Origin of the sequence: Burkholderia pyrrocinia (assembly GCF_003330765.1) — a bacterium.
GTDB lineage: Bacteria > Pseudomonadota > Gammaproteobacteria > Burkholderiales > Burkholderiaceae > Burkholderia > Burkholderia pyrrocinia_B.
Window position 1 is genome coordinate 1,503,438 of sequence record NZ_CP024902.1, and the last position, 25,075, is coordinate 1,528,512.

The following is a 25,075-nucleotide window of genomic DNA, read 5'->3' on the forward strand; positions in this document are numbered from 1 at the left end:
AAGGTCGTGAATAGGGGAAGGTCGTGAATACCGAAATCGATGCCACCCGTCCCGCGCTCGGCGCCGCCGGCCTGCTGGGCCGCCTGCGCGCGCTGCTGCGCGCGGGGCCGGCCGGCGGCCGCGTCGGCACGCTGAGCCGGCTCGCGATCGACGGCTTGCCCGACGCTTGGACGCAACTGGAGGCCGGCGGCCTGTACGCGATCTACGCGGCCGGCGGCACGCCGGCGTGCGACGCGCTCGTGTGGGAGAGCGCGCGGCAGGCGCGCACGCGCAACGTGACAGTCGTGCTCGCACGCGATGCGGCACGCGTCGCCGAACACCTGCAGGCGCGCGGCTTCGCGGGCGGCGCGCAGCCGGCCGGCTGGCCGCGCAACCTGAACGTGCTGGCGATGCCGACGGCGGCCGAGCCGGCCGGCAGCGACGGTGCGACCGACGACGCACCGCGTCGCGCGGCGCCGGGCCCGTTCGCGCGGCTGACCGGCGGCTTGCGCGCGCTGAAGCGCTACGGCTTTCGCGCGCGCTCGCTGTATTTCGTCGAAGGCGCGCAGCGCTGGTTCAGCTGGGACGACCCGGTCGCGCTCGCCGAAGAAGCACACGCACTCGCCGACTGGTGCCGCACGCGCCGGATCGCGCTCGTGCTGCTGCTCGACCCCGAAGCGGCCGGTGCGGGCACCGATGCGCGCACCGACGATGCGCCGCTCGTGCGCGACGCGGATCGCACGCCGCGCAGCGGTTTCCACGGCGTCTGCTCGGGCGTCGCGCAGATGCAGCGCACCCACGGCGAGCTATTGTGGATCGTCGAATTCTGGCGCGCGGGCGACACGCTCGCGGCCGGCGAGGTGCGGCCGCTGCGCTTTGCGCCGGGCGGCCGGCTGTCGGCGAGCGTCGATGGCGGCGCGACCGAGCCGGCGCGCCGCATGAAGCTCGCGAGCGACGAGGATCGGGTTGTCGTCAGCCGCGCGGTGCTCGACGGCGCGAACCGCGTGCCCGGCGAATGGGAAGTCGTCGACGACAATGCGGCCGTCGTCGCAGCCTGCGCGCATGCGCAGGCCGCGACCGCGGTGCTCGTGTTCCGCTCGCATGCGCAGCTCGAAGCGTTGTGCGCGGACGTGCACGCGCTGCGCCGGCAGTGCGGCGGCGCGCTGAAGATCGCCATCGTCGAGCGCGACGAGGTGCTGCGCCAGCAATTCGAGATGCTGTTGCTGAGCGTCGGTGCGAACCGCGTCGTCGCGCGCGACCTGCCGGTGTCGCGGATGCAGGCCGCCGTGCACGCGCTGCGCGGCCAGCTCTATGCGCGGCCCGTCGCGGCCGACTATCGCGCGGCGCTCGCGGCCGCGCTCGGCGATTCGGTGCTCGGTTATCTGCCGGTCGGCGCGTTCTGCCTGCGGATTCGCGCGGTGCTCGATCGCGGCGCCGTGCTCGCGCTGCCGCACACGCTCGCGAAGATCGCGCTGCTGCCGGGCGTGTCGCACGTCGACGCGCTGCGGCATTGCCGGCCGCGCCGCGCGGGCGACGTCGTGACGGCCGATGCCGCGCACCTGTACGTGTTCCTGTTCGCATGCGAGCCGGTCGACGCCGACGACGCGCTCGCACGGATCTTCGACGTGCCGGTCGACACGCTGTCCGACCGCGTCGTGTGCCTCGGGCAGGGCAGCATCGACACGGAGCTCGATGCGCTGAAGGCCGAGAACCGGCGCGCGCCGATCGCCGACTACAGCGACCTGTTCTCGGCCACGCCGCCGGCGGGCGCGGCGCGCGCACCGCTCGCGCGCGCCGATCTCGGCGAGGCGTTGCCCGAAGCGAGCAAAGTGAGCGGTGCGATCGATGCGATCGATACGATCGTCGCGCTCGAGGCGATCGGTGCGACGCCGGCGGCCATGGCCGCCGACGCATTGGCGTCGGAACCCGTCATTCCCGCCGCCCGCAAGCGCGGCGCCATCCGCAGCGCGATGCCGCTGCGCAAGCCGGAGGACGCATGATCATCGACCTCGTCATCGGTTTCGTCGTCGGCATCGCGATCGCGGTGCCGGTCTGGATCGTCGCGCAGCACCTCGGCATCGGCCGCGGCTTTCATGCGCCGCGCGGAATCGATCGGCACGATGCGGTGCCGTGCGAACTCGTGCCGGTCGCGCTGCGCGGGCGCTTGCTGCCCGATGCCGACCGCAGCGGCGAGGCGGCGCGATGAAGACGATCGCCCTGACGTCGACGACGGGCGGCGCGGGCCGCACGACGCTCGCCGCCGCGCTCGCGGTGCTGCTCGCGCGCCGCGGCCGGCCGGTCGTCGCCGTCGAATTCGATGCGCAGAACCTGATGGGCGCGACGCTCGGCCTCGACACGCTGGCCGAACACGGCCTCGCGCAGAGCGTGCTCGGCGGCGCCGAGCCGTGGCACGCGCATACGTGGCGCAACGCCGACGGCGTGCTGTTCGTGCCGTACGGGCAGGTCGACGCGGCCGGCGCCGCCGCGTGCGATGCGCGGCTCGTGGCCGACCCCGCGTGGCTGTCGCGCGCGCTCGACGAGATCGCGCTGCCGGCCGACGGCGTCGTGCTGGTCGACACCGCGCGCTATCCGTCGCCGCAGGCCGAGCAGGCGATTCGCCGCGCGGACCTGACGCTCGTCGTCGTGCCGCCCGAGCCGATCGCCTGCGCGACGGCGGCCGCGCGGCTGGGCGCGCTCAGGGCCGGCGGCGGCGAACTGCAGATCGTCGTGAACCGGCTGAATCCGGCGCGCGACATGCAGCGCGATGCGATCGCGATGCTGCGCGCGGTCGCGGGGCCGGCCTCGATGCTCGAGCAGCGGATCCACGTCGACGCGGCCGTGCCCGAAGCGCTCGCGCGCGGCAGCTGGATCTTCGACGACGCACCGTATTCGCAGGCGTCGCACGACCTGAACGGCATCGCGAACTGGGTCGACACGTGGCTGGCCGCCGGCGCGGCCGGTCGCACGGGAGCGGCGCGATGAAGGCCGCCTTCATGCCGCCATTGCGCGCGCTCGGCCGCCGCGCGGCCGACTGGCTCGCACGCGGCATCGGGCTGCCGGCGCAGCGCACGCGGGTCGACTGGCTCGTGCGGCTGTTCTTCCACGCGCCGCCGGCCGGCCGGCCCGATCACGTGCGCCGCTGGGTGCGCGTCGCGTTCCTGCGGCTCGCGCACGAGTGGGGCGTGCTGCAGCCGCTCAGCCCGCGCGAATGGCTGTGGCGCGCGATCGTGCGCGCGCCGCGCGCGGGCGACGGCCGGCCCGCACGCGATCCGCTCGCGTGGTTCGACACGTTCGTCGTGCCCGTCTACGTGGCGGGGCGCGCGGTCGGCCGGCGCATCGACGCGATGCTCGAGCGCCTGCCGTGGGCACGCTGGGGCGGCTGGCTCGATGCGCGCGCGAACGGCGTCGGCCGGCGCCGCGGGCTCGCGCCGCTGTTGCTGGTGGCCGGCGCGCTGCTGTGGGCCGCGGCCGGGATGTCGCCGCTGATGCCCGGCGCGCAGTTCGCGTTCTTCGCGATCGTCGCGGTGCTGGCGCTCGCGCTGCGCCGCCTGCCGGGCCACCTGCCGACGCTCGCGCTCGCGTCGCTCGCGCTGCTCGCGACGGTGCGCTACATGTGGTGGCGCACGACGCAGACGCTCGACTTCCGCAGCCCGCTCGAGGCGGTCGCCGGCTACCTGCTGTACGGCGCGGAAGCCTATACGTGGCTGATCCTGCTGCTCGGTTTCGTGCAGACCGCGTGGCCGCTCGACCGGCCGATCGTGCCGCTGCCCGACGATCCCGACACCTGGCCGACCGTCGATATCTACATCCCGACCTACAACGAGCCGCTGTCGGTCGTGAAGCCGACGGTATTCGCCGCGCAGAGCATCGACTGGCCGACGGCGAAGCTGCGCGTCTACCTGCTCGACGACGGCCGGCGCCCCGAGTTCGCGGCGTTCGCGGCCGAGGCCGGCATCGACTACCTGACGCGCGACGACAACCGCCACGCGAAGGCCGGCAACATCAACCGCGCGCTGCCGAAAACGCACGGCGAATACATCGCGATCTTCGACTGCGATCACGTGCCGACGCGCTCGTTCCTGCAGACGACGATGGGCGTGTTCCTGCGCGACCCGAAGTGCGCGCTCGTGCAGACGCCGCATCATTTCTTCTCGCCCGATCCGTTCGAGCGCAACCTCGGCACGTTCCGCGAGATCCCGAACGAGGGCAACCTGTTCTACGGGCTCGTGCAGTCGGGCAACGACCTGTGGAACGCGACGTTCTTCTGCGGGTCGTGCGCGGTGCTCAAGCGCAGCGCGCTGGAAGAGGTCGGCGGTGTCGCGGTCGAGACCGTGACCGAGGATGCGCACACGGCGCTCAAGCTGCACCGGCGCGGCTATACGTCGGCGTACCTGCCGACCGTGCAGGCGGCCGGCCTCGCGACCGAAAGCCTCGCGGGCCACGTGAAGCAGCGCACGCGCTGGGCGCGCGGGATGGCGCAGATCTTCCGCATCGACAACCCGTTCCTCGGGCGCGGGCTCGGCTTCATCCAGCGGATCTGCTACGGCAACGCGATGCTGCACTTCTTCTACGGGATTCCGCGGCTGGTGTTCCTGACGATCCCGCTCGCGTACCTGTTCTTCCACCTGTACTTCATCAACGCGTCGGCGCTCGCGCTCGCGAGCTACGTGATCCCGTATCTCGTGCTCGCGAACGTCGCGAACTCGCGGATGCAGGGGCGCTACCGCCATTCGTTCTGGGCCGAGGTCTACGAATCGGTGCTCGCGTGGTACATCGCGCTGCCGACCACCGTCGCGTTCTTCAGCCCGAAGCACGGCAAGTTCAACGTGACCGACAAGGGCGGCAAGATCGACGAAGGCTACGTCGACTGGTCGACGTCGAAGCCGTATCTCGTGCTGTTCGGGCTGAACGTGCTCGCGATCGCCGCCGGCGTGTGGCGGCTCGTGGCCGACCAGGGCGACGAGGCGTCGACGATCCTGATCACGCTCGGCTGGACCGTCTACAACCTCGCGATGCTCGGCGCGGCGCTGGCCGTCGCGCGCGAGACCAAGCAGGTGCGCGTCACGCACCGGATCGCGATGCGCGTGCCGGCCATGCTGCTGCTCGCCGACGGCTCGACGGCCGCATGCTTCACGAGCGACTACTCGACCGGCGGCCTCGGCCTCGAAGCCGTGCCGGGGCTGCCGCTCGTCGTCGGCGACACACTGACGGTATGCGTGACGCGTGGCGACCGGCCGTTCCCGTTCCCGGTGCGCGTGAGCCGCGTGACGCCGACCCACGTCGGCGTGAGCTTCGAAGCGCTGACGCTCGAACAGGAGCGCCAGCTCGTGCAATGCACGTTCGGGCGCGCGGATGCGTGGCTCGACTGGCATGAAGGCCAGCGCCTCGACACGCCGCTCGGCGGGCTGAAGGAAGTGCTGCGCATCGGCGTGGAAGGTTATGTACGGATGTGGAAGGGTGCGGCGCGCGGCTTGCAGGCCATGCTGGCGCCGAAACTCGATCGGGCGCGCGACTGACGCGGCGCTCATCATGGAGTGGGTTAGATGACGTTCTGGAATCTGTATTTCATCCTGAAGTTCGCGCTGTTCGCGACCGGGCACCTGCAGCCGCTGTGGCTCGCGAACCTCGCGTTCGCGCTGGCGCTCGCGGCGAGCGCGCCGATCCGGCAACGCGCGTGGCGGATCGTCCGGCAGGTCGCGGCGATCGCGATCGCGGTGCCGCTGCTCGCGCACGAGATGCATGCGCCGCCGCTCGCGCGTCTCGTCGAAGCCGCGCGCGAAGTGAGCACGTTCCGCCTCGACTACTGGATGGAACTGCTGCCGCGCCTGCTGCCGCCCGTGCTGCTGCTGACGGTGGCCGGCGCGCTGATCGTCTACTTCGTCGTCAACCGCTGGCTGCGCGTCGCGACGTTCGTGCTGGCCGTGCTGATCGTGATGCCGCTGTGGCAGGCGGGCAGCGGCCTGATGGCGCGCGTCGTCGCACCGGCCGCGCAGCAGGCGAACGCGCCGGGCACAACGACGATGGGGCTTGCCGACCGGCCCGAGGACCACAACGCCGCGCTCGCGACGTTCCGCGCACAGGAGTCGCAGCGGCAGGTCGCGTTCGGTCATCTCGGCAACGATCCGGCCGCGCAGTTCGACGTGATCGTGCTGCACATCTGCTCGCTGTCGTGGGACGACCTCGATGCCGCGAAGCTGCGCAACCATCCGATGCTGAGCCGCTTCGACTATCTGTTCACGAACTTCAGCACGGCCGCGAGCTACAGCGGCCCGGCGGCGATCCGCGTGCTGCGCGCGAGCTGCGGGCAGGAGGCGCATGCGGACCTGTACAAGCCCGCGCCGCAGCAGTGCCAGCTATTCGCGCAACTCGCGGGCGCCGGCTATACGGTGCAGTCGCTGCTGAACCACGACGGTCATTTCGACAACTTCCTGCAGGTGATTCACGACAACATCGGCGTGCCCGACGCGCCGCCGGTGTCGAACGCGGCCGCGCCCGTCGCGATGCACGCGTTCGACGGCTCGGCGATCAAGGAGGACTACACGACGCTCGCGAACTGGTACGCGCAGCGCGCGTCGGTTCCGGGCCCCGTCGCGTTGTACTACAACACGATCAGCCTGCACGACGGCAACCGCGTGGTCGGCAGTTCGCTGACGAGCATCGACTCGTATCCGCAGCGCGCGACCAAGCTGATGGACGACTTCGACCGGCTCGCCGACCTGATCGCGCAGTCGGGCCGGCGCGCGGTGATCGTGTTCGTGCCCGAGCACGGCGCCGCGCTGCGCGGCGACAAGAACCAGGTCGCGGGCCTGCGCGAGATCCCGACGCCGCGCATCGTGCACGGGCCGGTCGGCGTGCGGCTGGTCGGTTTTGCGGGCAACCACGGCGCGACGACCGTGATCGAGCAGCCGACCAGCTTCCTCGCGCTCGCGCAGTTGCTGTCGAACCTCGTGTCGAACAGCCCGTTCAAGCCGGGCGCGACGCTCGCGCAATACGCGGCCGACCTGCCGCGCACGCGGATGGTCGGCGAGAACGAGGGCACGGTGACGATGCAGACGGCCGCGGGCTACGCGGTGAAAACTCCGGACGGCGTATGGATCGACGAACAGTAATCCTTCCCGGCGACGGCGACGACGATCGCCTGTCGCAGCCGAACGACGTGCTCGGCCTCGCGCGGCATCTGCCCGCGCTCGATCCTGAACGGTACGTCGACGAACAGGCGCGCCGCGCGTTCATCGAATCGCTCGATCGCTGGCCGACGCTCGCGAAACTGATGGGATTGAAGCGCTGAACGAACGACGGCCGGCAAGGACGCCGGCCGTCGTTCGCTGGCGAGCGGGCCTGCCTACTGCCCCTTGCGCTCCGGCTGGCGCGTCCACGTGTCTTCCTCGCCCGGCACCTTGCCGAAGGTCTGCGCGGCCCACGCCACGCGGGCCGCGTCGATCTTCGCGCGTTCGCTCGACACGAAGTTCCATTCGATGAAACGCTCGCCCGGCAGGTGCGCGCCGCCGAGCAGCATCACGCGCGCACCGTTCGCGCTGGCCAGCACCACGGTCGCGCCGGGTTCGAGCACGGCCATCGTCGCGCTCGCGAGCGGCGTGCCGTCGATGCTCAGGTCGCCGTCGACCAGATACACGCCGCGCTCGTCGTGCTCGGCATCGAGCGCGAGCGTGCCGCCCGCCGTGAATGCCGCGTACGCGTAGAGCGTCGGCGAAAACACCTCGACCGGCGACGCGAGCCCGAACGCGGTGCCGGCGATCACGCGCACGCTCGCGCCGTCGCGCTCGAGCGACGGTAGCGTGTCGGCCGGATGATGGACGAACGCGGGCGCGGCGTCCTCATGCTCGACCGGCAGCGCGACCCAGGTCTGGATGCCGTGCACGGGCTGCGCGTGCGGGAGATCCTCGTCGGGCGAGCGCTCCGAGTGGACGATGCCGCGCCCGGCCGTCATCCAGTTCACGTCGCCGGGCACGATCTTCTGCCGGAAGCCGAGGCTGTCGTGATGCATCAGCGAGCCGTCGAACAGGTAGGTGACGGTCGCGAGCCCGATGTGCGGATGCGGCAGCACGTCGATGCCCTGGCCGGCGGGCAGTACCGCCGGCCCCATCTCGTCGAAGAAGATGAACGGGCCGACGAGGCGTGCGGCGCGCGCGGGCAGCACGCGGCGCACGACGAGGTTGCCGATGTCGCTTTCGCGCGGCGTGAGCAGGGTCTTGATCGATGCGGACATGGTGAGTGGCTCGTGGTCGATGCGGTGCGTCAGGCGATCGCCGTGTCGATCGTGATCGGATGCGTGAGGATCTTGTGCACCGGGCATGCGTTCGCGATCTGCAGCAGGCGCTCGCGTTGCTCGCCGGACAAGTCGCCTTCGAGCGTGATGCGGCGCACGATCGTGCTGCCCGCGCTGCCCGATTCGTGTGCGAGCTTCACGTGCACTTCGGCGAGCGGCCAGCCTTTGCGTTGCGCATACATTTTCAGCGTGATCGCGGTGCAGGCGCCGAGGCTCGACAGCAGCAGCGCGACGGGTGTCGGCGCGGCATCGCCGCCGCCGAGCGGCGCCGGTTCGTCGGCACGCCACTGGTGGACGCCGTCGCTGAAGTGGACGAGGTAATCGACGGAGCCGATGCTCGCTTCGACGGACAGTTCGCTCATTGCAGTTCCAGGTGGGGAAGGGGGAGGGCCGGCGGCTTCGCCGGGCGTTACGGTTCGAGCAGCCGCTGCAGCCGCAGTTCCTCGAAATCGAGTTCCGATTCGATCCGGTGCAGCACCGTGTCGTCGACTTTGCCGTCGCGATGCAGGTCGAGCAGTGCGCGGCGCGACACGCCGACGAGTTCGAGTTCGACGCGCAGCATGCGCGCACGCATGTCGGCCGGTTCGGTGCCGTGGCGATGCGCGCGTTCGTTGAACGTGACGCGGTTCCGGTATTCGGCGAGCAGGCGGTCGAGCGACGGACGCTCGAGGCTCGACCCGCGCTGCTCGAGTGCGTCGAGTTCGGCGAGCGCCGCGCCGAACGTCTGCGCGCGCACCGCATGCTCGGACATCGTGTGCCGCGCGGCCGGCCGCAGCTTCAGCACGCGGATCAGCGGCGCGAGCGTGCCGCCCTGCACGACGAGCGTCGCGATGATCAGCAGGAACGTGCTGAACAGGATCAGGTCGCGGCCGGGGAAGTTGCCCGGCAGCGCGATCGCGGCCGCGAGGCTCACGACGCCGCGCATGCCCGACCAGCCGAGCACGACGGCCTCGCGCCACGACCACGGCGCGTGGCCCGCGCGCGGCGCGCGCAGGCGGCCCGGCAGCCACATCGCGACGAATACCCAGACGACGCGCGCACCGATCGCGGCGGCGGTGGCGGGCAGCGCGACGCGCAGGCCGGCCATCAGCACCGCGCCTTCGTGGTTCACGCGCGCGAGGATCGCGTGCAGCGCGAGGCCGATCAGGATGAAGACGAGCGCGTCGAGCACGAACACGATCGCTTCCCACGTCGCTTTCGCCTTGATCCGCATATCGGCGCCGAACACGCGATGCTGGCGCACGCCGAGCACGAGGCCGCAGGTCACGACCGACAGCACGCCCGAGCCGTCGACAGCTTCCGCGATCCCGTAGCTGCCCCACGCCATCGCGAAGGTCACGACGATGCCGAGCATCGGGTCGCGCAGGCGCGGCAGCACCCAGCACATCGCATGGCCGCACGCGAGGCCGACCGCGATGCCGATCAGCGTGAGCGAGAAGAACAGGCCGGTGGCGCTCGCGGCGGTGATCGACACGGCGAGCGCGGCCGACACGGCCATCTGGTACAGCAGCAGGCCCGATGCATCGTTGACGAGGCTTTCGCCTTCGAGCACCGCGACCAGCCGCGCGGGCAGCGGGTGGCGCTGCAGGATCGCCTTCGCGGCGACCGCGTCGGGCGGCGACACGATCGCGCCGAGCGTGAAGCACGCGGCCCACGGCAGCGCCGGGTTCGCGGCATGCACGGCGACGGCGACCGCGACGGTCGTGAACGCCACCGCGCCGAGCGCGAGCGACGCGATCGAGGCGAGTTCCTGCCGGAACTCCTTCCACGCGGTGTAGAACCCGCTCGACATCAGCAGCGGCGGCAGCACGGCCGCGAGCAGCAGCGCCGGGTCCATGTCGGGTACGCGCTTGCCGGCGACCGCCACCACGCAGCCGCCGAGCAGCAGCACGACGGCCGGCGGAATCGAGATCCGTTCGGCGAGCCACGTGAGCGCGCCCGCGCCGCAGATCAACAGCAGCAGGTAATGGAACAGCTCGACGTTGGTCATGCGCGGCCGGCGGAGACGGGATGCATCACGACGGCTTGCGGTCGTTCGCGGCGCCGCCCGGCAGCGCGCCGAACATGTGCTGGCTGCACTGCGCGTCGCGCCACGCGGTATTCAGCCGGTGGCCCGAGAGCATCCGGCGCAGGACGGGCAGGATCTGTTCGCCGGCCAGCATGCCGAGCAGGCCGGTGAGCGCGATGATCGGCGGCGCCGGCGAATTCACGCCGATCGCGCCGTAGATGACACCGGCAAGGATGCCGGCGAGCAGCGACAGGAAATACGGTTTCATGGTGGGTGTCTCGTGTTGGGCGATCGGCGACGGGGGCATGCCGTCAAGGTCTTGAAAGGGTATCGGGTTTGCGTGAAGAAAAAAAGGGTGGGCGGCCCCGAACGGGCATCGATTCCGGAATCGGATCGATTCCGTTTCTTGGGTGTTCGCGCCGCGCGTTTGCAGATTAAATACTGCGAGCTGGATGACGATCCCGATCCGGCGCAATTCACATGCGGCTCCTCCCGTTCCGACGGTCGAGGCAGGCTCTTCTTTTTCCGTTTACAGGACGACACGCGTCATGAGCAACCCGAAACTTGAAGTACTCACTCCGCAGAACAGCCAGCTGATCTTCATCGACCAGCAGCCGCAGATGGCGTTCGGCGTGCAGTCGATCGACCGCCAGGTACTGAAGAACAACGTCGTCGGGCTCGCGAAGGCCGCGAAGGTATTCAACATCCCGACCACGATCACGACGGTCGAAAGCGAGAGTTTCTCGGGCTTTACCTATCCCGAGCTGCTCGACGTGTTCCCGAACCAGAAGACGCTCGAACGCACGTCGATGAACTCGTGGGACGACCAGAAGGTGCGCGACGCGCTTGCCGCGAACGGCCGCAAGAAGGTGGTCGTGTCGGGCCTGTGGACGGAAGTCTGCAATACGACGTTCGCGCTGTGCGCGATGCTCGAAGGGGACTACGAAATCTACATGGTCGCCGACGCGTCGGGCGGCACGTCGAAGGACGCGCACGACTTCGCGATGCAGCGGATGGTGCAGGCCGGCGTGGTGCCCGTCACGTGGCAGCAGGTCCTGCTCGAGTGGCAGCGCGACTGGGCGCGCCGCGAGAGCTACGACGCCGTGATGGCGATCGCGAAGGAGCACTCGGGCGCATACGGGATGGGCGTCGATTACGCGTACACGATGGTCCACAAGGCGGCCGAGCGTACGCTGACGCCGCACGAGTCGATCCCGGCGGTGCCGGCGAAGTAAACGGGCCGCCTGCCGCGATCGTCGCGATGGACGCGGCGATTGCCTGCCGTCGGCCGCCGCGCGTTCAGGCCACGGGCAGCGCCCACGGCGCGTGCGAGAAGTGTTCGGCGAGGAACTCGAGCAGCACCGTCACGCGTGCGGCGCGCAGCATGCCGGGCGGCGTGACGAGGTTGACGTTGATGTCGGCGATCTTCCAGTCGCTCATCACTTCCTCGAGCTCGCCGCGCTGCATCTCTTCCCACACCAGGAACTCGGGTTGCAGCGCGAGGCCGTGGCCGGCGACGAGCGCGGGGACGATCACGTCCGCGTTGTTGGTGCGGATGCGGCCGTGCACGGACACGCCGACCTCCTCGCCCGATGCCGAGTGACGAAAGCGCCAGTGCTCGGGCGTCGGCAGGTTCGTATAGGCGAGGCACACATGCTGTTCGAGGTCGCGCGGGTGCGTGGGGCGGCCGCGCCGGTCGAGGTACGCGGGCGCTGCGACAAGCGGCCGGCGCACCGCACAGAGCCGGCGCGAGCGCAGCGACGAATCGCTGAGCTCCGCGATGCGGACCGCGACGTCGAAGCCGCCGGACACGATGTCGACGATGTGGTCGGTGAGCACGAGGTCGATGTCGACGCGCGGATAGCGCTCGAGAAACGCGGGCAGCACCGGCGACAGATGGCGCACCCCGAACGACATCGGCGCATTCACGCGCACGAGGCCGTGCGGTTCGAGCGCCTGTGCGGACGCTTCGCTTTCGATCAGTTCCGCATCGGCGAGCAGGCGGATCGCGCGGTCGCGCAGCAGTTCGCCGGTCGGCGTGAGCGACAGCTTGCGCGACGTGCGGTACAGCAGCATCGCGCCGAGGCGCTTTTCGAGGCGTGCGATCGCCTTCGACACGGTCGGCTGGGAAACGCCGAGCAGGTCGGCGGCCTTCGCGAACGAACCGGTCTCCGCGACGCGCGCAAAGATGGCCCAGGCTTCGAGATCAGGAAGGTGTTGCATGGTCGGAGCGGGTGGCAGGAAGCGAAACGGATGCGGCGGCAGCGGATCGTGCCGCCGATGCGACGCACCGCAAAGGCGCGCGCGATGCAGGTGATTCTAATCCGGCCGGGAGAAAAATCGTTATGGAATCTTATCTACTTTCGTTGGGCGCCGGCGTGCTGATCGGCGTCGTATACAGCGTGATCAAGGTGCGCTCGCCGGCACCGCCGCTGATCGCACTGGTCGGCCTGGCCGGCATGCTGATCGGCGCACAGGCCATCGCGCCGGTCCGTCACTGGCTCGGCTTCTAACCGCATCGAGGAAAATGTTCATGAGCGCAACCGATATTCAACCCGATCTCGTCCTGCACAACGGGCGCATCACGACGCTCGATCGTGCGAACCCCGTCGCGACGGCCGTCGCGATCAAGGATGGCCGCTTCGTTGCGGTCGGCGGCAACGCGGACGTGATGCCGCTCGCGGGCAGCGCGACGAAGGTCGTCGACCTCGACGGCCGCACCGTGCTGCCGGGCCTGATCGACAACCATACCCACGTGATTCGCGGCGGCCTGAACTACAACATGGAGCTGCGCTGGGATGGCGTGCCGTCGCTCGCGGTCGCGATGGACATGCTCAGGCGGCAGGTCGCGATCACGCCCGCGCCGCAGTGGGTGCGCGTGGTCGGCGGCTTCACCGAACACCAGTTCGCCGAGAAGCGCCTGCCGACGATCGAAGAACTCAACGCGGCCGCACCCGATACGCCGGTGTTCATCCTGCACCTGTACGATCGCGCGCTGCTGAACGCGGCCGCGTTGCGGGTGGTCGGCTACACGAAGGACACGCCCGAGCCGCCGGGCGGCACGATCCTGCGCGACGCCGCGGGCAATCCGACCGGGCTGCTGCTCGCGAACCCGAACGCGACGATCCTCTACGCGACGCTCGCGAAGGGGCCGAAGCTACCGTTCGAATACCAGTACAACTCGACGCGCCACTTCATGCGCGAACTGAACCGTCTCGGCGTGACGGGCGTGATCGATGCGGGCGGCGGTTCGCAGAATTACCCCGACGATTACGAAGTGATCCGCAAGTTGCACGATGCGGGCGAGATGACGATCCGGATCGCGTACAACCTGTTCACGCAGAAGCCGAACGCCGAGAAGGAAGACTTCGTGAACTGGACCAAGAGCGTCAAGTATCACGACGGTACCGACTATTTTCGCAACAACGGTGCGGGCGAAATGCTGGTGTTCTCGGCGGCCGATTTCGAGGACTTCCGCGTCGCGCGCCCGGATTTGCCGGCGCAGATGGAAGACGATCTCGAAGGCGTCGTGCGCGTACTCGCGCAGAACCGCTGGCCGTGGCGCATGCATGCGACCTACGACGAAACCATCAGCCGCGCGCTCGACGTGTTCGAAAAGGTCAACAAGGACATCCCGCTTGCCGGCCTGAACTGGTTCTTCGATCACGCGGAAACCGTTACCGAAAAATCGATGGATCGTATTGCGGCGCTGGGCGGCGGCATCGCGGTGCAGCATCGGATGGCGTACCAGGGCGAGTATTTTGTCGAGCGCTATGGCGCGCAGGCGGCCGAGGCGACGCCGCCCGTTGCGAAGATGCTTTCGAAGGGCATCAAGGTCTCGGCCGGCACCGACGCGACGCGCGTCGCGTCGTACAACCCGTGGGTGTCGCTCGCGTGGCTCGTGACGGGCAAGACGGTCGGCGGGCTGCGGATGTATCCGCAGCGCAACCTGCTCGATCGCGAGACCGCGCTGCGCATGTGGACCGAATACGTGACGTGGTTCTCGAACGAGGAAGGAAAGAAAGGGCGTGTAGCGGTCGGGCAGCTCGCCGACCTGGTGGTCCCGGATCGCGATTTCTTCACATGCGCGGAGGATGATATTGCCGCGACGACCGCGTTGCTGACGGTGGTCGGCGGAAAGATCGTATGGGGCGCAGGGCCGTTCGCGTCGCACGATGCGCCGATTCCGCCCGCGATGCCGGACTGGTCGCCGGTGCGCGAGTACGGCGGCTACGGCGGCTGGGGTGCGACGCAGCGCAACGGCGCGCCGCTGCAGCGTGCGGCAGCCGCCGCGATGTGCGGCTGCGCGAGCGCGTGCAACGTGCATGCGCACGCGCATGCGAGCGCGTGGGGGAGCACGTTGCCGACGTCGGACGCGAAGGGTTTCTGGGGCGCGTTCGGCTGTTCGTGCTGGGCGATCTGACATGGCGGCTTCGAACAGCCCCGGCGGCTTCGGCAACCCGGCCTGGGTCCGCGCGCTGCTGGCGCAGCCGTGGGCCCTGCCGCTCGTGCGTCTGGCGCTGGTGTCCGCCTACCTGATCGGCGGTGTCGCGAAGGCGCTGGACTTCGGCGGCGCGGTCGCGGAGCAGGCGCATTTCGGCCTGCATCCGGCCGCGCTCTGGGCGGCGCTGGCGATCGCGGTCGAGATCGCCGGCTCGCTGTGCGTAGTGTTTAACCGCTTCACGTGGCTCGGCGCCGGCAGCCTCGGCATGCTGACGCTCGTCGCGATGGCGGTGGCGAACGATTTCTGGAACCAGACCGGCACCGAACACTTCATGGCGCTCAACAGCTTCTTCGAGCATCTCGGGCTGATCGCCGCACTCGTGCTCGCGACCGTGCTCGCCGATGCGAGGCGCGCGAACGGCGACGGTCGCGCGTGAGCGGCCGGCATCCGGCCGGCCGGGCGGGCCGGCCATCTCGACCCATCGAGCCATACATACGACGAAACAACCAGGAAATCCTGTGATGAAAACACTTCGCTCTGCCTTGCTTGCCTTTACGGTTGCATGCGGCCTCGTCGCGGCGCCGGCCGCATTCGCGAAACCGCCGGTGCCGCCCGCGGCCACCCCGACGCTGGCCGTCGGGCCGCAATACGACACGACGCACGTGTACGTCGCGCCCGAGGATTTCGACCGCTTCACCGACAGCTTCGTCGCGACGTTCGGCGGCAGCAAGTCGAAGCAGGGCGTGTTCCAGGTCACGCCGACGCCGAGCCAGACGATGTCGCAGCTCGTCTTCACGCCGTCGGGCACGATCTCCGTGTTCGGCTTCAAGACGCCGGTCCCCTGGCCGTTCGGGGCTGAGCGCACGGGCTATCTGGTCGCCGACATGGACGCGGCGGTGAAGGTGGCGCGCGAGCATGGCGCGGACGTGATCGTCGACACGTTTCCCGATCCGATCGGCCGAGACGTGGTGATCGCCTGGACGGGCGGACTGAAGATGCAGCTCTACTGGCACACCCAGGCGCCGCACTATGACGCGTTGCAGACGGTCCCCGAGAACCGCGTGTACGTGTCGCCGCAAAGCGTGCGCAAGTTCGTTCACGATTTCGTCAGGTTCTCGAACGGCAAGGTGGTGTCCGACAACCTCAAGGCACCCGGCATCGAAATCGGCCGGCCGAACGACACCTATCGCCGCATCCGCATCGAGTCGGGCTTCGGCAAGATGACCGTGCTCGTGACGGACGGCCATCTGCCTTATCCGTTCGGGCGCGAAACGACCGGCTACGAGGTGCAGAATCTCGACGCAACGCTGGAGAAGGCAAAGGCCGCGGGTGTGACCGTGCTCGTGCCGCCGTTCGCATCGGGCGGCCGCAACGCGGCGCTCGTGCAGTTCCCGGGCGGCTACGTTGCCGAGATCCACGCGAGCGCGGCACGATGAAGCACGAGGATACGATCCTGGCCGGCGTCGCAGGCTTCGTCGACACGCTGAGCTTCGTCGCGCTGTTCGGGCTGTTCACCGCGCACGTGACCGGCAACTTCGTGCTGATCGGCGCGGGCATCGCGGGCTTCGGCCAGGGTGTCGTGCTCAAGCTCAGCGTGTTTCCCGCGTTCGTGTGCGGCGTCATCGCGAGCAGCCTGATCGCGCGGTCGCTGTCCGCGCGGCCCGCGTGGCAGGGCGCACGCGCGCTGCACGCGGTACAGGCCGTGCTGCTGCTCGGCTTCTGCGCGGCCGGCGTGTGGGCGACGCCCGTTACGCAGCCCGACAGCCTGCCGGCACTCGTGGCCGGCATCGTCGGCACGTTCGCGATGGGCATACAGAATGCGCATCCGCGCGTGATCCCGCGTGCAGGCGTGCCGAACACGGTGATGACCGGTAACGTGACGCAGGCGATCCTCGACGTCGTCGACATGCTGTCTGCCGGCACGGCCGACAGTGCGCGCGCGGTGGCACGCGCGCGCTTCGCGAAGATGCTGCCGGCGATTGTCGCGTTCGCGTTCGGTGCAGCATGCGGGGCGCTCGGGTTCCGCTACGGCGGGTTCTGGGTGCTGCTCGCACCGGCGTGCGCGCTCGCGGCGCTGGCGGCATGCGCGGGATTGTCCGGGCGCGCCGTCACGCAGGAGTCCGCATGATCGCCCGGCATGGGACGGCGCTGCGCGGCCGCGTGCGGCGAGCGGGCCGGATCGACGCATGCGGCCGGGCGCGGATCGCCGCCATCGGCGCGCAAGGCGTTGCGGCAATACAAGGCAGCCGCGTCGATCGGGCCGCCCGCGTCGCGGTCATGGCCGGACTACTGCTCGCGGGCAACGACGCGGCGTTCGCGAGCACCGCGACGGCACCGCCGGCCGCCGACAGCGCGCCCGCATCGACGTGCACGGCCAAGCGGCCGACCGTGCTGTTCAACCGCTGGCAGGAAGACTGGTCGGTGCTCGCGAATCCGTGCGTGCCGCGCGCGCCGCTCGACGGGCTGAAATACATCCCGCTCGGCAACGATCCGGCATCCTATCTGTCGCTCGGCGTAAACCTGCGCGAGCGCCTGGAGACCAACGACGCGCCGCTGTTCGGCATCGGCTCCGCGCAATCGGATACGTACCTGATCCAGCGCGTCGAGGTGCATGCCGATGCGCATCTCGGCCAGCACTGGCAGTTCTTCGTGCAGTTGCAGGACGACCGCGCGTTCGGCAAGAACACGATCTCGCCGGTCGACAGGAACCCGCTCGATCTCGAACAGGCATTTGCGACCTACACAGGTGCGCTCGGCGGCGGCACCTTCAAGTTCCGCGTCGGCCGGCAGGAGATGGCGTTCGACCTGCAGCGCTTCATCGCCGCGCGCGACGGCCCGAACGTGCGGCAGGCGTTCGATGCGGTGTGGGCCGACTACGAGTACGGGAAGTGGCGCTTCATCGGGTATGCGACGCAGCCTGTGCAGAACCGCACCGTGTCCGCGTTCGACGACGTATCGAACCGCGACCTCACGTTCAGCGGCGTGCGCTTCGAGCGGCAGTCGGTCGGGCCTGGCGACCTGTCGGGCTACTGGTCGCGTTACAACCGCAGCAACGCGCGCTTTCTCGATGCGAGCGGCGCCGAGCGTCGCGACGTATGGGACTTGCGCTACACGGGCACGCAGGGCCGCTTCGACTGGGATCTCGAAACGATGCTGCAGACGGGGACGGTCGGCAGCAGCACGATCCGCGCGTGGGCGGTCGGCTCGATCGCCGGCTACCGGCTCGACGCGCCGTGGTCGCCGCGCGTCGCGCTGCAGGTCGACGCGGCGTCGGGCGACCGGCATCCGCACGACGGTCGCGTCGGCACCTTCAATCCGCTGTTTCCGAACGGCTATTACTTCACGCTCGCGGGCTTTACCGGCTACTCGAACCTGATCCACGTGAAGCCGTCGGTGACGCTGAAGCCGTCGCCGAACCTGTCGCTGCTGGGCGCGCTCGGTTTCCAGTGGCGCGAGACGACCGGCGACGCGGTTTATCAGCAGGGCAACGCCGTGGTGCCGGGCACGGCCGGCAAGGGCGGGTTGTGGACGGGGATGTACGTGCAGCTGCGTGCGGACTGGACGATCGCCGCGAACCTGATCGGCGCGGTCGAGGCCGTGCATTTCCAGGTCGGCGACGCGATCCGGCAGGCGGGCGGGCACAACGCCGACTATGTCGGCGTCGAGCTGAAGTACGGGTGGTGACGGGCGGTGCGAACGCGTGCTGAATGACAAAGGGCGGCCTGGGCCGCCCTTTGTCGTGTGCTCGTGTGCGGCCGGCATGGCGCCGGCCGGTTTGCCGTTACAGGTTCGGCGACAGCGCGAGCGCGTTCGTCAGGTCGCCCATCGGCTGCGCGCCGTTGGCCTTCAGCGCGTCGTCGCGCTGTTGCAGGCCCGTGAGGCGCGGCAGCGAGAAGCGGCGCGTGATGAAGCGCAGGATCGACGCCGTGTCGTACTGCGTGTGATCGACGAAACCCTTCTTCGAGTACGGCGACACGATGAGTGCCGGAATGCGCGTACCGGGGCCCCAGCGATCGCCCTTCGGCGGCGACACATGATCCCAGAAGCCGCCGTTCTCGTCGTACGTGACGACGACGACCATGTTCTTCCACTGCGGGCTGGCCTGCAGGTGCGCGATCAGGTTCGCGATGTGCTGGTCGCCGCTCGCGACGTCCGTGTAGCCCGGGTGTTCGTTCAGGTTGCCCTGCGGCTTGTAGAACGCGACCTGCGGCAGCGTGCCCGCGTCGATCGCCTGGATGAACGCGCTGCCGTCGGTGCCGCCGTCGAGCAAGTGCTGCGCGCGGCTCGTGCTGCCCGGTGCCTGGTTCGCGTAGTAGTTGAACGGCTGGTGGTGCGGCTGGAAGTTCGGCGCCGTCATGTTCGGGCCGTAGATCACGTTTGCCGTGCCGCTCTGCGCAGCCTGCAGCGCCTGGTTCCACGCACCGCCGTACCATGCCCACGACACGCCCGCGTTGGTCAGCAGGTCGCCGATGTTCTGCTGCGTTTGCGGCGGCAGCGTCGACGCGGCGGACGGATCGGCGAGGTTCGGGTCGCCGCCCGACGCGGCCTTGTTGCCGCTCGGCTGGTACGGCGGCTGCATCGTGTTGATCGCGTAGAAGTCCGGCGTCAGGTTGCCCGAGTTCACGAACTTCGGAATCCCGTCGAGCGCGGAAGCCGGCGAGTTGCTCGCGAGCTGCAGCGACTTGCCGTCGGCACCGACGGCCGAGATCGAGCCGGCGGCCGGGCTCTTGTCCGCGTTCGCGTAGAACGGCGCGCACGCGCAGATCAGGTACTGGTGGTTCAGGAACGAGCCGCCGAATGCACCCATGAAGAAGTTGTCGGCCAGCGTGTACTGCTGCGCGATCTTCCACAGCGGCAGCTTCGTCGCGTCGGGCGTGTAGTGGCCCATCACGAGGCCGCCCGAATCGGCCCATGCGGCGAACATGTCGTTCTTGCCGCCGTTGATCTGCATCTGGTTTTCGTAGAAGCGGTGATACAGGTCGCGCGTCGTCACGCTCATCGGCGTGTTGAAGCCGCTCGGGTCGTCGATCGCGAACGGCGCGTTCGGCAGGTTGGCCGTCATCGCCTCGGTCACGGCCGGCGTGACGCCCTTCGCCGTCAGGCCGCCCCAGACCTTCGGCAGCGTCGCGAGCGGCTGGCCGTTGCGGTCCTTCTGCTGCGCGCTTGCCGCGGTCACGTTCTGCAGGCCGTTCGCGCCCGGGAAGTTGCCGTACAGGTTGTCGAAGCTGCGGTTTTCCGCGTAGATCACGACGACGTTCTTCACCGTCGACAGGCCCTGCTGCTGCACGTCGTCGCCGCCGCAGGCGGTGAGGGCGGCGGCCGCGGCAACGGCGATCGGCGTAAAGCGAATCCAGGCGTGGTTTTTCATGCGTTGTACTCTCTATCTCTCTTGTCGCGTGGGGAACCGGAGCATCCGTGCGCCGCCGGCTCTCGGAGGTGACCGTGGCATGTCCGGCTGTAAGCATTTTGAGGGCGCGATTTGACAGCCGGGTGTAGGCGTCCTTTCGATTGCCTGTCGGTTGGTCGTCATGGAACGGTCATGCGGCTGACATAAACTCCGGCCGCTCCTGAACCCACTTTCCGACGAATCGATGAAGCCTCGCCAACCGACAGCCGGCGCGTTCGCGCGTTCGTGGCTGCATCTGACCGGCGCGCTCGCGCTGGCCACCACGCTTGCAACCCTTGCCGGCTGTGACGGACAGCCGGATGCGGGCACGCCGCGCGTGCAGGCCGCGAGCGCGGCGAGTGCGCCGGGCGCCGCCAAGATGGATGCGTCCGCAACGATTGCCGCGAGCGGCGCCGTGGTCGCGACGAACCAGCCGCAGACGCGTGCGCAAGTTTACGAAGGCGTGCGCCGGATGACGGCGCTCGGCAAGCAACTTTTCGTCGACCCTACGCTGTCAGGTTCCGGCAAGCTGGCATGCGCGTCGTGCCACAGCCCCGATCACGCGTTCGGGCCGCCCAATGCGCTGGCCGTGCAGTTCGGCGGCGACGACATGAAGCGCCCGGGCTTTCGCGCGGTGCCGTCGCTCAAGTACCTGCAGGGCGTGCCGCAGTTCACCGAGCACTTCCACGATTCGGACGACGAAGGCGACGAGAGCGTCGACGCGGGCCCGACGGGCGGCCTCACGTGGGACGGCCGCGTCGACACGGGCGCCGAACAGGCGCGCATTCCGCTCACGTCGCCGTTCGAGATGAACAGTTCGCCCGCGAAGGTGGCGCAGGCCGTGAAGGCCGCGCCGTATGCGGACGAGTTCCGCGCGGTGTTCGGCGTGAAGGTGCTCGACGACGATGCGGCCACGTTCAAGGCCGTGCTGCGCGCGCTCGAGACGTTCGAGCAGACCCCCGAACTGTTCTCGCCGTATACGAGCAAGTACGACGCGTACCTCGCCGGCCACGCGCAGCTCACGCCTGCCGAACTGCGCGGGCTGCAGTTGTTCAACGACGAGAAGAAGGGCAATTGCGCGAGCTGCCACATCAGCCAGCGCGCGCTCGACGGCACGCCGCCGCAGTTCAGCGATTTCGGCTTGATCGCGATCGCGGTGCCGCGCAACCGCGCGCTGCCCGTCAATCGCGACCCGCGCTTTTACGATCTCGGCGCGTGCGGCCCCGAGCGCACCGACCTGAAGGGACGCGACGCATTCTGCGGGCTGTTCCGCACGCCGTCGCTGCGCAACGTCGCGCTGCGCAAGACGTTCTTCCACAACGGCGTGTACCACTCGCTCGACGACGTGATGCGCTTCTATGTCGAGCGCGACATTCATCCGGAGAAGTTCTATCCGGTCGTGCACGGCAAGGTGCAGATCTACGACGATCTGCCGAAGCGCTACTGGCCGAACATCAACCGCGAGCCGCCGTTCGACCGCAAGCGCGGCGAGCAGCCGGCGCTGAACGCGGCCGAGATCAAGGACGTGATCGCGTTCCTGGGCACGCTGACTGACGGATATCAGCAAACGGCTGCGTCGGCCGGGCACTAGAAGGCATCGTTGACGGCACGCATGCTATGCTCGCTCGCTGACGGGCGCGGTGCATGCCGGTTCGCCGGCATGCACCGCGCCGTTCGATCGAACATCCAAGGAGAACAACATGTCGATGCGTGCATCCCTTTCCGTCGTCACGCGTGTGCTGGCCGGCGCCGCGTGCGTAGCCGCGATGCTGCCCGCCCATGCGCAGAACAACCTGAACTTCCTGAACGACACGCCGCTCAGCTATTTCAGCAAGGCCGACACGGCGTCGCTGTCGAAGGCCGCCGCGAAGGTGCGCGACGAAGGCAAGGACGGCGAGACCACGACGTGGCAGAACAGCGGCAGCCGCACGCAGATCGAAGCGAAGCTCACGCCGACCACGACCGAGACGGACGGCAAGACCTGCCGTGAAATCACCACCGAAATCACCGCGAAGGGCCAGACGATGACGCTCAAGCCCGTCTACTGCAAGACGGCCGCGGGCAAGTGGCAACTGCAGAAGCGCTGAGCACGCGCATGATGAAGCGGTGCGGCGCGCCGCGCACGGTGTCGTGCGGCGTCGTGATCCTCGATGCGGCCGGCCGCGTGTTCCTCGCGCACGCGACGGACACCACGCACTGGGACATCCCGAAAGGGCAGGGCGAACCGGGCGAGTCGCCGGCCGACGCCGCGCTGCGCGAACTGCTCGAGGAAACCGGCATCGAATTCGCGCCGGCCCGGCTGCTCGATCTCGGCTGCTTCGCATACCGGCACGACAAGGACCTGCACCTGTTCGCGGTGCAGGTTGCGGAAGGCGAGATCGATCCCGCGCACTGCACGTGCACGTCGCTGTTCCCGAGCCGTCGCGACGGCTCGATGATTCCCGAGATGGATGCGTATCGCTGGACCGTGCCGGGCGACATCGACGCGTATGCGAGCCGCAGCCTTGCGCGGCTATTTCGCACGAAGCTGTCGCTGGTGGAGCTGCATCGGCGATTGTCGGGTGCGTGAATGAACGCGGCGGCTTCGTTTCGATGCAAGCAGTATAAAACCGGCCCTCGGCCGGTTTTTTTATGGTCGCGCGACGGAGGCTCGAGGCCGCACGCCGCGCGCGGAGCAGCCCGTCAGGCCGGCTTGCCCCAACTGTCGCGCAGCCCGACGACGCGGTTGAACACGGGCTTGCCCGGCTTCGAATCGACACGGTCGGCAACGAAATAGCCGTGCCGCTCGAACTGGAAGTGCGTTTCCGGCGCGACGTCGCCGGCGCCCGGTTCGACGAATGCCTGCGTGATCTTCTTCGAATCGGGATTCAGCGCTTCGAGGAAGTTCGCGCCGCCCGCGTCCGGATGCGGTTCCTTGAACAGGCGGTCGTAGATCCGCACTTCGGCCGCCTGCGCATGCTTCGCGCTGACCCAGTGGATGTTGCCCTTGACCTTGTACGTGTTCGCGCCTTCGGTGCCCGACTTGCTGTCCGGGAAGTAGTTGCAGTGCACGGCCGTCACGTTGCCGTCGGCGTCCTTGTCGAAGCCCGTGCATTCGATCACGTAGCCGTAGCGCAGGCGCACCTTGTTGCCCGGGAACAGGCGGAAATAGCCCTTCGGCGGGTTTTCGACGAAATCGTCGCGCTCGATCCACAGCTCGCGCGAGATCGGGAACGTGCGCACGCCGCGGTCCGGATGATGCGGGTGCACGGGCGCCGTGCACGCTTCCTCGAGGTCTTCCGGATAGTTGTCGATCACGAGCTTCAGCGGATCGAGCACCGCGGCCGTGCGCGGCGCCTTGTCGTCGAGGACGTCGCGCAGCGCGCCTTCGAAGATGCTCATGTCGATCCACGAATCGATCTTCGTCACGCCGATCCGCTCGCAGAACAGGCGAATGCTCTCCGGCGTGAAGCCGCGGCGGCGCACGCCGACGATCGTCGGCATCCGCGGGTCGTCCCAGCCGTCGACGTGGCCTTCGGTGACGAGTTGCAGCAGCTTGCGCTTGCTGGTGATCGCGTACGTGAGGTTCAGCCGCGAGAATTCGATCTGTTGCGGCAGCGGGCGCGTGAACACGCCGGCGTCCGCGAGTTCGTTCAGCACCCAGTCGTACAGCGGGCGGTGATCCTCGAATTCGAGCGTGCACAGCGAATGCGTGATGCCTTCGAGCGCATCCGAGATGCAGTGCGTGTAGTCGTACATCGGATACACGCACCATGTGTCGCCGGTGCGGTAGTGGTGCGCGTAGCGGATCCGGTAGATCACCGGGTCGCGCATGTTCATGTTCGGCGAAGCCATGTCGATCTTCGCGCGCAGCACATGCTCGCCTTCCTTGAACTCGCCGGCCTTCATGCGGCGGAACAGGTCGAGGTTTTCGTCGGGCGTGCGGTCGCGGAACGGCGAAGGCTTGCCGCCTTCGGTCAGCGAGCCGCGGTTCGCGCGCATTTCGTCCGCGCTCTGGCTGTCGACATACGCGTTGCCGCGCTTGATCAGCAGCTCGGCGAATTCATACAGCTTGTCGTAGTAGTCGCTCGCGAAATACTGATGATCGACCGCGTCCTTGCGCCAGTCGAAACCGAGCCAGCGCACCGCATCGACGATCGAATCGACGTACTCGATGCTTTCCTTTTCCGGGTTCGTGTCGTCGAAGCGCAGGTGGCACACGCCGCCGTAGTCGCGCGCGACGCTGAAGTTCAGGCAGATGCTCTTCGCATGGCCGATATGCAGATAGCCGTTCGGCTCGGGCGGGAACCGCGTCTCGACGCGGCCACCCCATTTGCCGGTGCGGTTGTCGTCGTCGATGATGTTGCGGATGAAATTGGAAGCCGCGGGGGCGTCGTTGCGTTCGGTGCTCATGCGGTTGGCGTCAGGTTGTGTCGGCGCGTCGCGCCGGTTTAATCCCGTAATTCTACCTGACCGGGGTCCGTCCCGCGCGGCTTGCAGGATGGGGCCGGTGCGTTCGCGATGCGTACCGCAATATCTCGATAGTGTGTCGGCTGTAACACGACGTAAATCGGATTGCTCGCGCCGTTCGAGTATTTCTATGATGACTTCATCGATTCAATGCCGCCATTCGCGTAATCGCATGGCGGGAGGACGCCAATAATCATGATGAAGAAGACCACATTTCTCGTTCGTACCGCGGTGATCGTCGCGGCCCTGTCGCAACTCGGCGCATGCGCGATGACGCATACGCAACGCAATGCCGGTATCGGCGCGGCCGCGGGCGGCGCGCTCGGCTACCTGATCACGGGCGGCCCGGTCGGCACGGTCGCCGGTGCGGCGGCAGGCGGCCTGGTCGGCGCCGGCGTGCGCTGATCGAAGCCGGCGCTCGCGTGCGATGCAGGCGCGACTGATCGCCGGCCGGTCGTGACGCCGTCCTGAACGCGTCGCGACCCTCTCAGGTATCACGCATGCCCTTCCGGTTTTTGACAG

24 protein-coding genes are annotated in these 25,075 nt (G+C 68.7%); 17 read left to right on the plus strand and 7 right to left on the minus strand.

The window, feature by feature from the left end:
* Nucleotides 1–23: 23 nt before the first annotated feature.
* Genes bcsE through CUJ89_RS07250 form a run of 6 tightly spaced genes read left to right on the plus strand, consistent with a single transcriptional unit; the run spans nucleotide 24 to nucleotide 7,267 of the window.
* Nucleotides 24–1,979, plus strand: a complete 1,956-nt coding sequence (gene bcsE / locus CUJ89_RS07225) for a cellulose biosynthesis protein BcsE (RefSeq protein WP_114176744.1) — start codon at nucleotides 24–26, stop codon at nucleotides 1,977–1,979.
* Nucleotides 1,976–2,185: a hypothetical protein gene (locus CUJ89_RS07230; protein ID WP_114176745.1), complete on the plus strand. Its 210-nt coding sequence runs from the start codon at nucleotides 1,976–1,978 to the stop codon at nucleotides 2,183–2,185. The genes bcsE and CUJ89_RS07230 overlap by 4 nt, the downstream gene beginning before the upstream one ends.
* Complete coding sequence (bcsQ, locus tag CUJ89_RS07235; RefSeq protein ID WP_114176746.1) at nucleotides 2,182–2,961, plus strand: cellulose biosynthesis protein BcsQ; 780 nt, start codon at nucleotides 2,182–2,184, stop codon at nucleotides 2,959–2,961. The genes CUJ89_RS07230 and bcsQ overlap by 4 nt, the downstream gene beginning before the upstream one ends.
* Nucleotides 2,958–5,495: a UDP-forming cellulose synthase catalytic subunit gene (gene bcsA, locus CUJ89_RS07240; RefSeq protein WP_114178522.1), complete on the plus strand. Its 2,538-nt coding sequence runs from the start codon at nucleotides 2,958–2,960 to the stop codon at nucleotides 5,493–5,495. Before bcsQ ends, bcsA begins: the two co-directional genes overlap by 4 nt.
* Nucleotides 5,496–5,522: 27 nt before the next feature.
* The gene (gene bcsG / locus CUJ89_RS07245; protein ID WP_114176747.1) at nucleotides 5,523–7,088 is read left to right on the plus strand and encodes a cellulose biosynthesis protein BcsG; all 1,566 of its coding nucleotides are present in this window, start codon (nucleotides 5,523–5,525) and stop codon (nucleotides 7,086–7,088) included.
* Nucleotides 7,070–7,267, plus strand: coding sequence for a hypothetical protein (locus tag CUJ89_RS07250; RefSeq protein WP_114176748.1), 198 nt, complete (start codon nucleotides 7,070–7,072; stop codon nucleotides 7,265–7,267). The genes bcsG and CUJ89_RS07250 overlap by 19 nt, the downstream gene beginning before the upstream one ends.
* Before the next feature lie 54 nt (nucleotides 7,268–7,321).
* On the opposite strand, the gene CUJ89_RS07255 is transcribed toward CUJ89_RS07250, so the two are convergent.
* Genes CUJ89_RS07255 through CUJ89_RS07270 form a run of 4 tightly spaced genes read right to left on the minus strand, consistent with a single transcriptional unit; the run spans nucleotide 7,322 to nucleotide 10,542 of the window.
* Nucleotides 7,322–8,206, minus strand: a complete 885-nt coding sequence (locus CUJ89_RS07255) for a pirin family protein (RefSeq protein WP_114176749.1) — start codon at nucleotides 8,204–8,206, stop codon at nucleotides 7,322–7,324.
* A gap of 29 nt (nucleotides 8,207–8,235) precedes the next feature.
* Nucleotides 8,236–8,628: an OsmC family protein gene (locus tag CUJ89_RS07260; RefSeq protein WP_034183342.1), complete on the minus strand. Its 393-nt coding sequence runs from the start codon at nucleotides 8,626–8,628 to the stop codon at nucleotides 8,236–8,238.
* A 47-nt stretch (nucleotides 8,629–8,675) separates the two neighbouring features.
* A complete protein-coding gene (locus tag CUJ89_RS07265; protein ID WP_114176750.1) occupies nucleotides 8,676–10,256 on the minus strand; it encodes a cation:proton antiporter in 1,581 nt (526 codons plus the stop codon).
* Between the two features lie 25 nt (nucleotides 10,257–10,281).
* Nucleotides 10,282–10,542 (minus strand): XapX domain-containing protein, encoded by a 261-nt coding sequence (locus CUJ89_RS07270; protein ID WP_114176751.1) that lies wholly within the window; start codon nucleotides 10,540–10,542, stop codon nucleotides 10,282–10,284.
* A 280-nt stretch (nucleotides 10,543–10,822) separates the two neighbouring features.
* Between CUJ89_RS07270 and CUJ89_RS07275 the strand changes: the two genes are divergently transcribed.
* Nucleotides 10,823–11,509 carry a hydrolase gene (locus CUJ89_RS07275; protein ID WP_114176752.1) on the plus strand — a complete coding sequence of 229 codons (687 nt, stop codon included), beginning with the start codon at nucleotides 10,823–10,825 and terminating at the stop codon, nucleotides 11,507–11,509.
* Nucleotides 11,510–11,573: 64 nt separating this feature from the next.
* Here the strand turns inward: CUJ89_RS07275 and CUJ89_RS07280 are convergent, their stop codons facing one another.
* Nucleotides 11,574–12,497, minus strand: a complete 924-nt coding sequence (locus CUJ89_RS07280) for a LysR family transcriptional regulator (RefSeq protein ID WP_114176753.1) — start codon at nucleotides 12,495–12,497, stop codon at nucleotides 11,574–11,576.
* Nucleotides 12,498–12,619: 122 nt separating this feature from the next.
* Here CUJ89_RS07280 and CUJ89_RS07285 point away from each other — a divergent pair, with 122 nt between their 5' ends.
* The 6 genes from CUJ89_RS07285 to CUJ89_RS07310 all read left to right on the plus strand — a co-directional run bounded on the left by CUJ89_RS07285 (nucleotide 12,620) and on the right by CUJ89_RS07310 (nucleotide 18,402).
* Nucleotides 12,620–12,787, plus strand: a complete 168-nt coding sequence (locus CUJ89_RS07285) for a DUF1427 family protein (protein ID WP_043182444.1) — start codon at nucleotides 12,620–12,622, stop codon at nucleotides 12,785–12,787.
* Between the two features lie 20 nt (nucleotides 12,788–12,807).
* Nucleotides 12,808–14,697, plus strand: coding sequence for an amidohydrolase (locus tag CUJ89_RS07290; RefSeq protein ID WP_114178523.1), 1,890 nt, complete (start codon nucleotides 12,808–12,810; stop codon nucleotides 14,695–14,697).
* 1 nt (nucleotide 14,698) lies between these two features.
* Nucleotides 14,699–15,154, plus strand: a complete 456-nt coding sequence (locus CUJ89_RS07295) for a DoxX family protein (RefSeq protein WP_114176754.1) — start codon at nucleotides 14,699–14,701, stop codon at nucleotides 15,152–15,154.
* A gap of 85 nt (nucleotides 15,155–15,239) precedes the next feature.
* Nucleotides 15,240–16,154 (plus strand): VOC family protein, encoded by a 915-nt coding sequence (locus tag CUJ89_RS07300; protein WP_114176755.1) that lies wholly within the window; start codon nucleotides 15,240–15,242, stop codon nucleotides 16,152–16,154.
* Nucleotides 16,151–16,846: a YoaK family protein gene (locus tag CUJ89_RS07305; protein WP_114176756.1), complete on the plus strand. Its 696-nt coding sequence runs from the start codon at nucleotides 16,151–16,153 to the stop codon at nucleotides 16,844–16,846. The genes CUJ89_RS07300 and CUJ89_RS07305 overlap by 4 nt, the downstream gene beginning before the upstream one ends.
* Before the next feature lie 149 nt (nucleotides 16,847–16,995).
* Nucleotides 16,996–18,402 carry an alginate export family protein gene (locus CUJ89_RS07310; RefSeq protein WP_236654944.1) on the plus strand — a complete coding sequence of 469 codons (1,407 nt, stop codon included), beginning with the start codon at nucleotides 16,996–16,998 and terminating at the stop codon, nucleotides 18,400–18,402.
* 97 nt (nucleotides 18,403–18,499) lie between these two features.
* Here the strand turns inward: CUJ89_RS07310 and CUJ89_RS07315 are convergent, their stop codons facing one another.
* Nucleotides 18,500–20,086 (minus strand): acid phosphatase, encoded by a 1,587-nt coding sequence (locus CUJ89_RS07315; protein ID WP_114176757.1) that lies wholly within the window; start codon nucleotides 20,084–20,086, stop codon nucleotides 18,500–18,502.
* Nucleotides 20,087–20,309: 223 nt separating this feature from the next.
* Between CUJ89_RS07315 and CUJ89_RS07320 the strand changes: the two genes are divergently transcribed.
* The 3 genes from CUJ89_RS07320 to CUJ89_RS07330 all read left to right on the plus strand — a co-directional run bounded on the left by CUJ89_RS07320 (nucleotide 20,310) and on the right by CUJ89_RS07330 (nucleotide 22,673).
* Nucleotides 20,310–21,695: a cytochrome-c peroxidase gene (locus CUJ89_RS07320; RefSeq protein ID WP_114176758.1), complete on the plus strand. Its 1,386-nt coding sequence runs from the start codon at nucleotides 20,310–20,312 to the stop codon at nucleotides 21,693–21,695.
* Nucleotides 21,696–21,804: 109 nt separating this feature from the next.
* On the plus strand, nucleotides 21,805–22,191 hold the full coding sequence (locus CUJ89_RS07325; RefSeq protein WP_114178525.1) for an RT0821/Lpp0805 family surface protein: 387 nt from the start codon (nucleotides 21,805–21,807) through the stop codon (nucleotides 22,189–22,191).
* 11 nt (nucleotides 22,192–22,202) lie between these two features.
* Complete coding sequence (locus tag CUJ89_RS07330; protein ID WP_114178526.1) at nucleotides 22,203–22,673, plus strand: NUDIX hydrolase; 471 nt, start codon at nucleotides 22,203–22,205, stop codon at nucleotides 22,671–22,673.
* A gap of 113 nt (nucleotides 22,674–22,786) precedes the next feature.
* On the opposite strand, the gene CUJ89_RS07335 is transcribed toward CUJ89_RS07330, so the two are convergent.
* On the minus strand, nucleotides 22,787–24,496 hold the full coding sequence (locus CUJ89_RS07335) for a glutamine--tRNA ligase/YqeY domain fusion protein (RefSeq protein WP_114176759.1): 1,710 nt from the start codon (nucleotides 24,494–24,496) through the stop codon (nucleotides 22,787–22,789).
* A 252-nt stretch (nucleotides 24,497–24,748) separates the two neighbouring features.
* Here CUJ89_RS07335 and CUJ89_RS07340 point away from each other — a divergent pair, with 252 nt between their 5' ends.
* Nucleotides 24,749–24,958 carry an ornithine acetyltransferase gene (locus tag CUJ89_RS07340; RefSeq protein WP_006497729.1) on the plus strand — a complete coding sequence of 70 codons (210 nt, stop codon included), beginning with the start codon at nucleotides 24,749–24,751 and terminating at the stop codon, nucleotides 24,956–24,958.
* Nucleotides 24,959–25,075 lie beyond the last annotated feature (117 nt).

Bases quoted from the DNA above. Each gene is read 5' to 3' on its own strand.
- CUJ89_RS07230 (WP_114176745.1), top strand. From the start codon at position 1,976: ATGATCATCGACCTCGTCATCGGTTTCGTCGTCGGCATCGCGATCGCG.
- bcsQ (WP_114176746.1), top strand. From the start codon at position 2,182: ATGAAGACGATCGCCCTGACGTCGACGACGGGCGGCGCGGGCCGCACG.
- bcsA (WP_114178522.1), top strand. From the start codon at position 2,958: ATGAAGGCCGCCTTCATGCCGCCATTGCGCGCGCTCGGCCGCCGCGCG.
- bcsG (WP_114176747.1), top strand. From the start codon at position 5,523: ATGACGTTCTGGAATCTGTATTTCATCCTGAAGTTCGCGCTGTTCGCG.
- CUJ89_RS07250 (WP_114176748.1), top strand. From the start codon at position 7,070: ATGGATCGACGAACAGTAATCCTTCCCGGCGACGGCGACGACGATCGC.
- CUJ89_RS07255 (WP_114176749.1), bottom strand. From the start codon at position 8,206: ATGTCCGCATCGATCAAGACCCTGCTCACGCCGCGCGAAAGCGACATC.
- CUJ89_RS07260 (WP_034183342.1), bottom strand. From the start codon at position 8,628: ATGAGCGAACTGTCCGTCGAAGCGAGCATCGGCTCCGTCGATTACCTC.
- CUJ89_RS07265 (WP_114176750.1), bottom strand. From the start codon at position 10,256: ATGACCAACGTCGAGCTGTTCCATTACCTGCTGCTGTTGATCTGCGGC.
- CUJ89_RS07270 (WP_114176751.1), bottom strand. From the start codon at position 10,542: ATGAAACCGTATTTCCTGTCGCTGCTCGCCGGCATCCTTGCCGGTGTC.
- CUJ89_RS07275 (WP_114176752.1), top strand. From the start codon at position 10,823: ATGAGCAACCCGAAACTTGAAGTACTCACTCCGCAGAACAGCCAGCTG.
- CUJ89_RS07280 (WP_114176753.1), bottom strand. From the start codon at position 12,497: ATGCAACACCTTCCTGATCTCGAAGCCTGGGCCATCTTTGCGCGCGTC.
- CUJ89_RS07285 (WP_043182444.1), top strand. From the start codon at position 12,620: ATGGAATCTTATCTACTTTCGTTGGGCGCCGGCGTGCTGATCGGCGTC.
- CUJ89_RS07290 (WP_114178523.1), top strand. From the start codon at position 12,808: ATGAGCGCAACCGATATTCAACCCGATCTCGTCCTGCACAACGGGCGC.
- CUJ89_RS07295 (WP_114176754.1), top strand. From the start codon at position 14,699: ATGGCGGCTTCGAACAGCCCCGGCGGCTTCGGCAACCCGGCCTGGGTC.
- CUJ89_RS07300 (WP_114176755.1), top strand. From the start codon at position 15,240: ATGAAAACACTTCGCTCTGCCTTGCTTGCCTTTACGGTTGCATGCGGC.
- CUJ89_RS07305 (WP_114176756.1), top strand. From the start codon at position 16,151: ATGAAGCACGAGGATACGATCCTGGCCGGCGTCGCAGGCTTCGTCGAC.
- CUJ89_RS07310 (WP_236654944.1), top strand. From the start codon at position 16,996: ATGGCCGGACTACTGCTCGCGGGCAACGACGCGGCGTTCGCGAGCACC.
- CUJ89_RS07315 (WP_114176757.1), bottom strand. From the start codon at position 20,086: ATGAAAAACCACGCCTGGATTCGCTTTACGCCGATCGCCGTTGCCGCG.
- CUJ89_RS07320 (WP_114176758.1), top strand. From the start codon at position 20,310: ATGAAGCCTCGCCAACCGACAGCCGGCGCGTTCGCGCGTTCGTGGCTG.
- CUJ89_RS07325 (WP_114178525.1), top strand. From the start codon at position 21,805: ATGTCGATGCGTGCATCCCTTTCCGTCGTCACGCGTGTGCTGGCCGGC.
- CUJ89_RS07330 (WP_114178526.1), top strand. From the start codon at position 22,203: ATGAAGCGGTGCGGCGCGCCGCGCACGGTGTCGTGCGGCGTCGTGATC.
- CUJ89_RS07335 (WP_114176759.1), bottom strand. From the start codon at position 24,496: ATGAGCACCGAACGCAACGACGCCCCCGCGGCTTCCAATTTCATCCGC.
- CUJ89_RS07340 (WP_006497729.1), top strand. From the start codon at position 24,749: ATGATGAAGAAGACCACATTTCTCGTTCGTACCGCGGTGATCGTCGCG.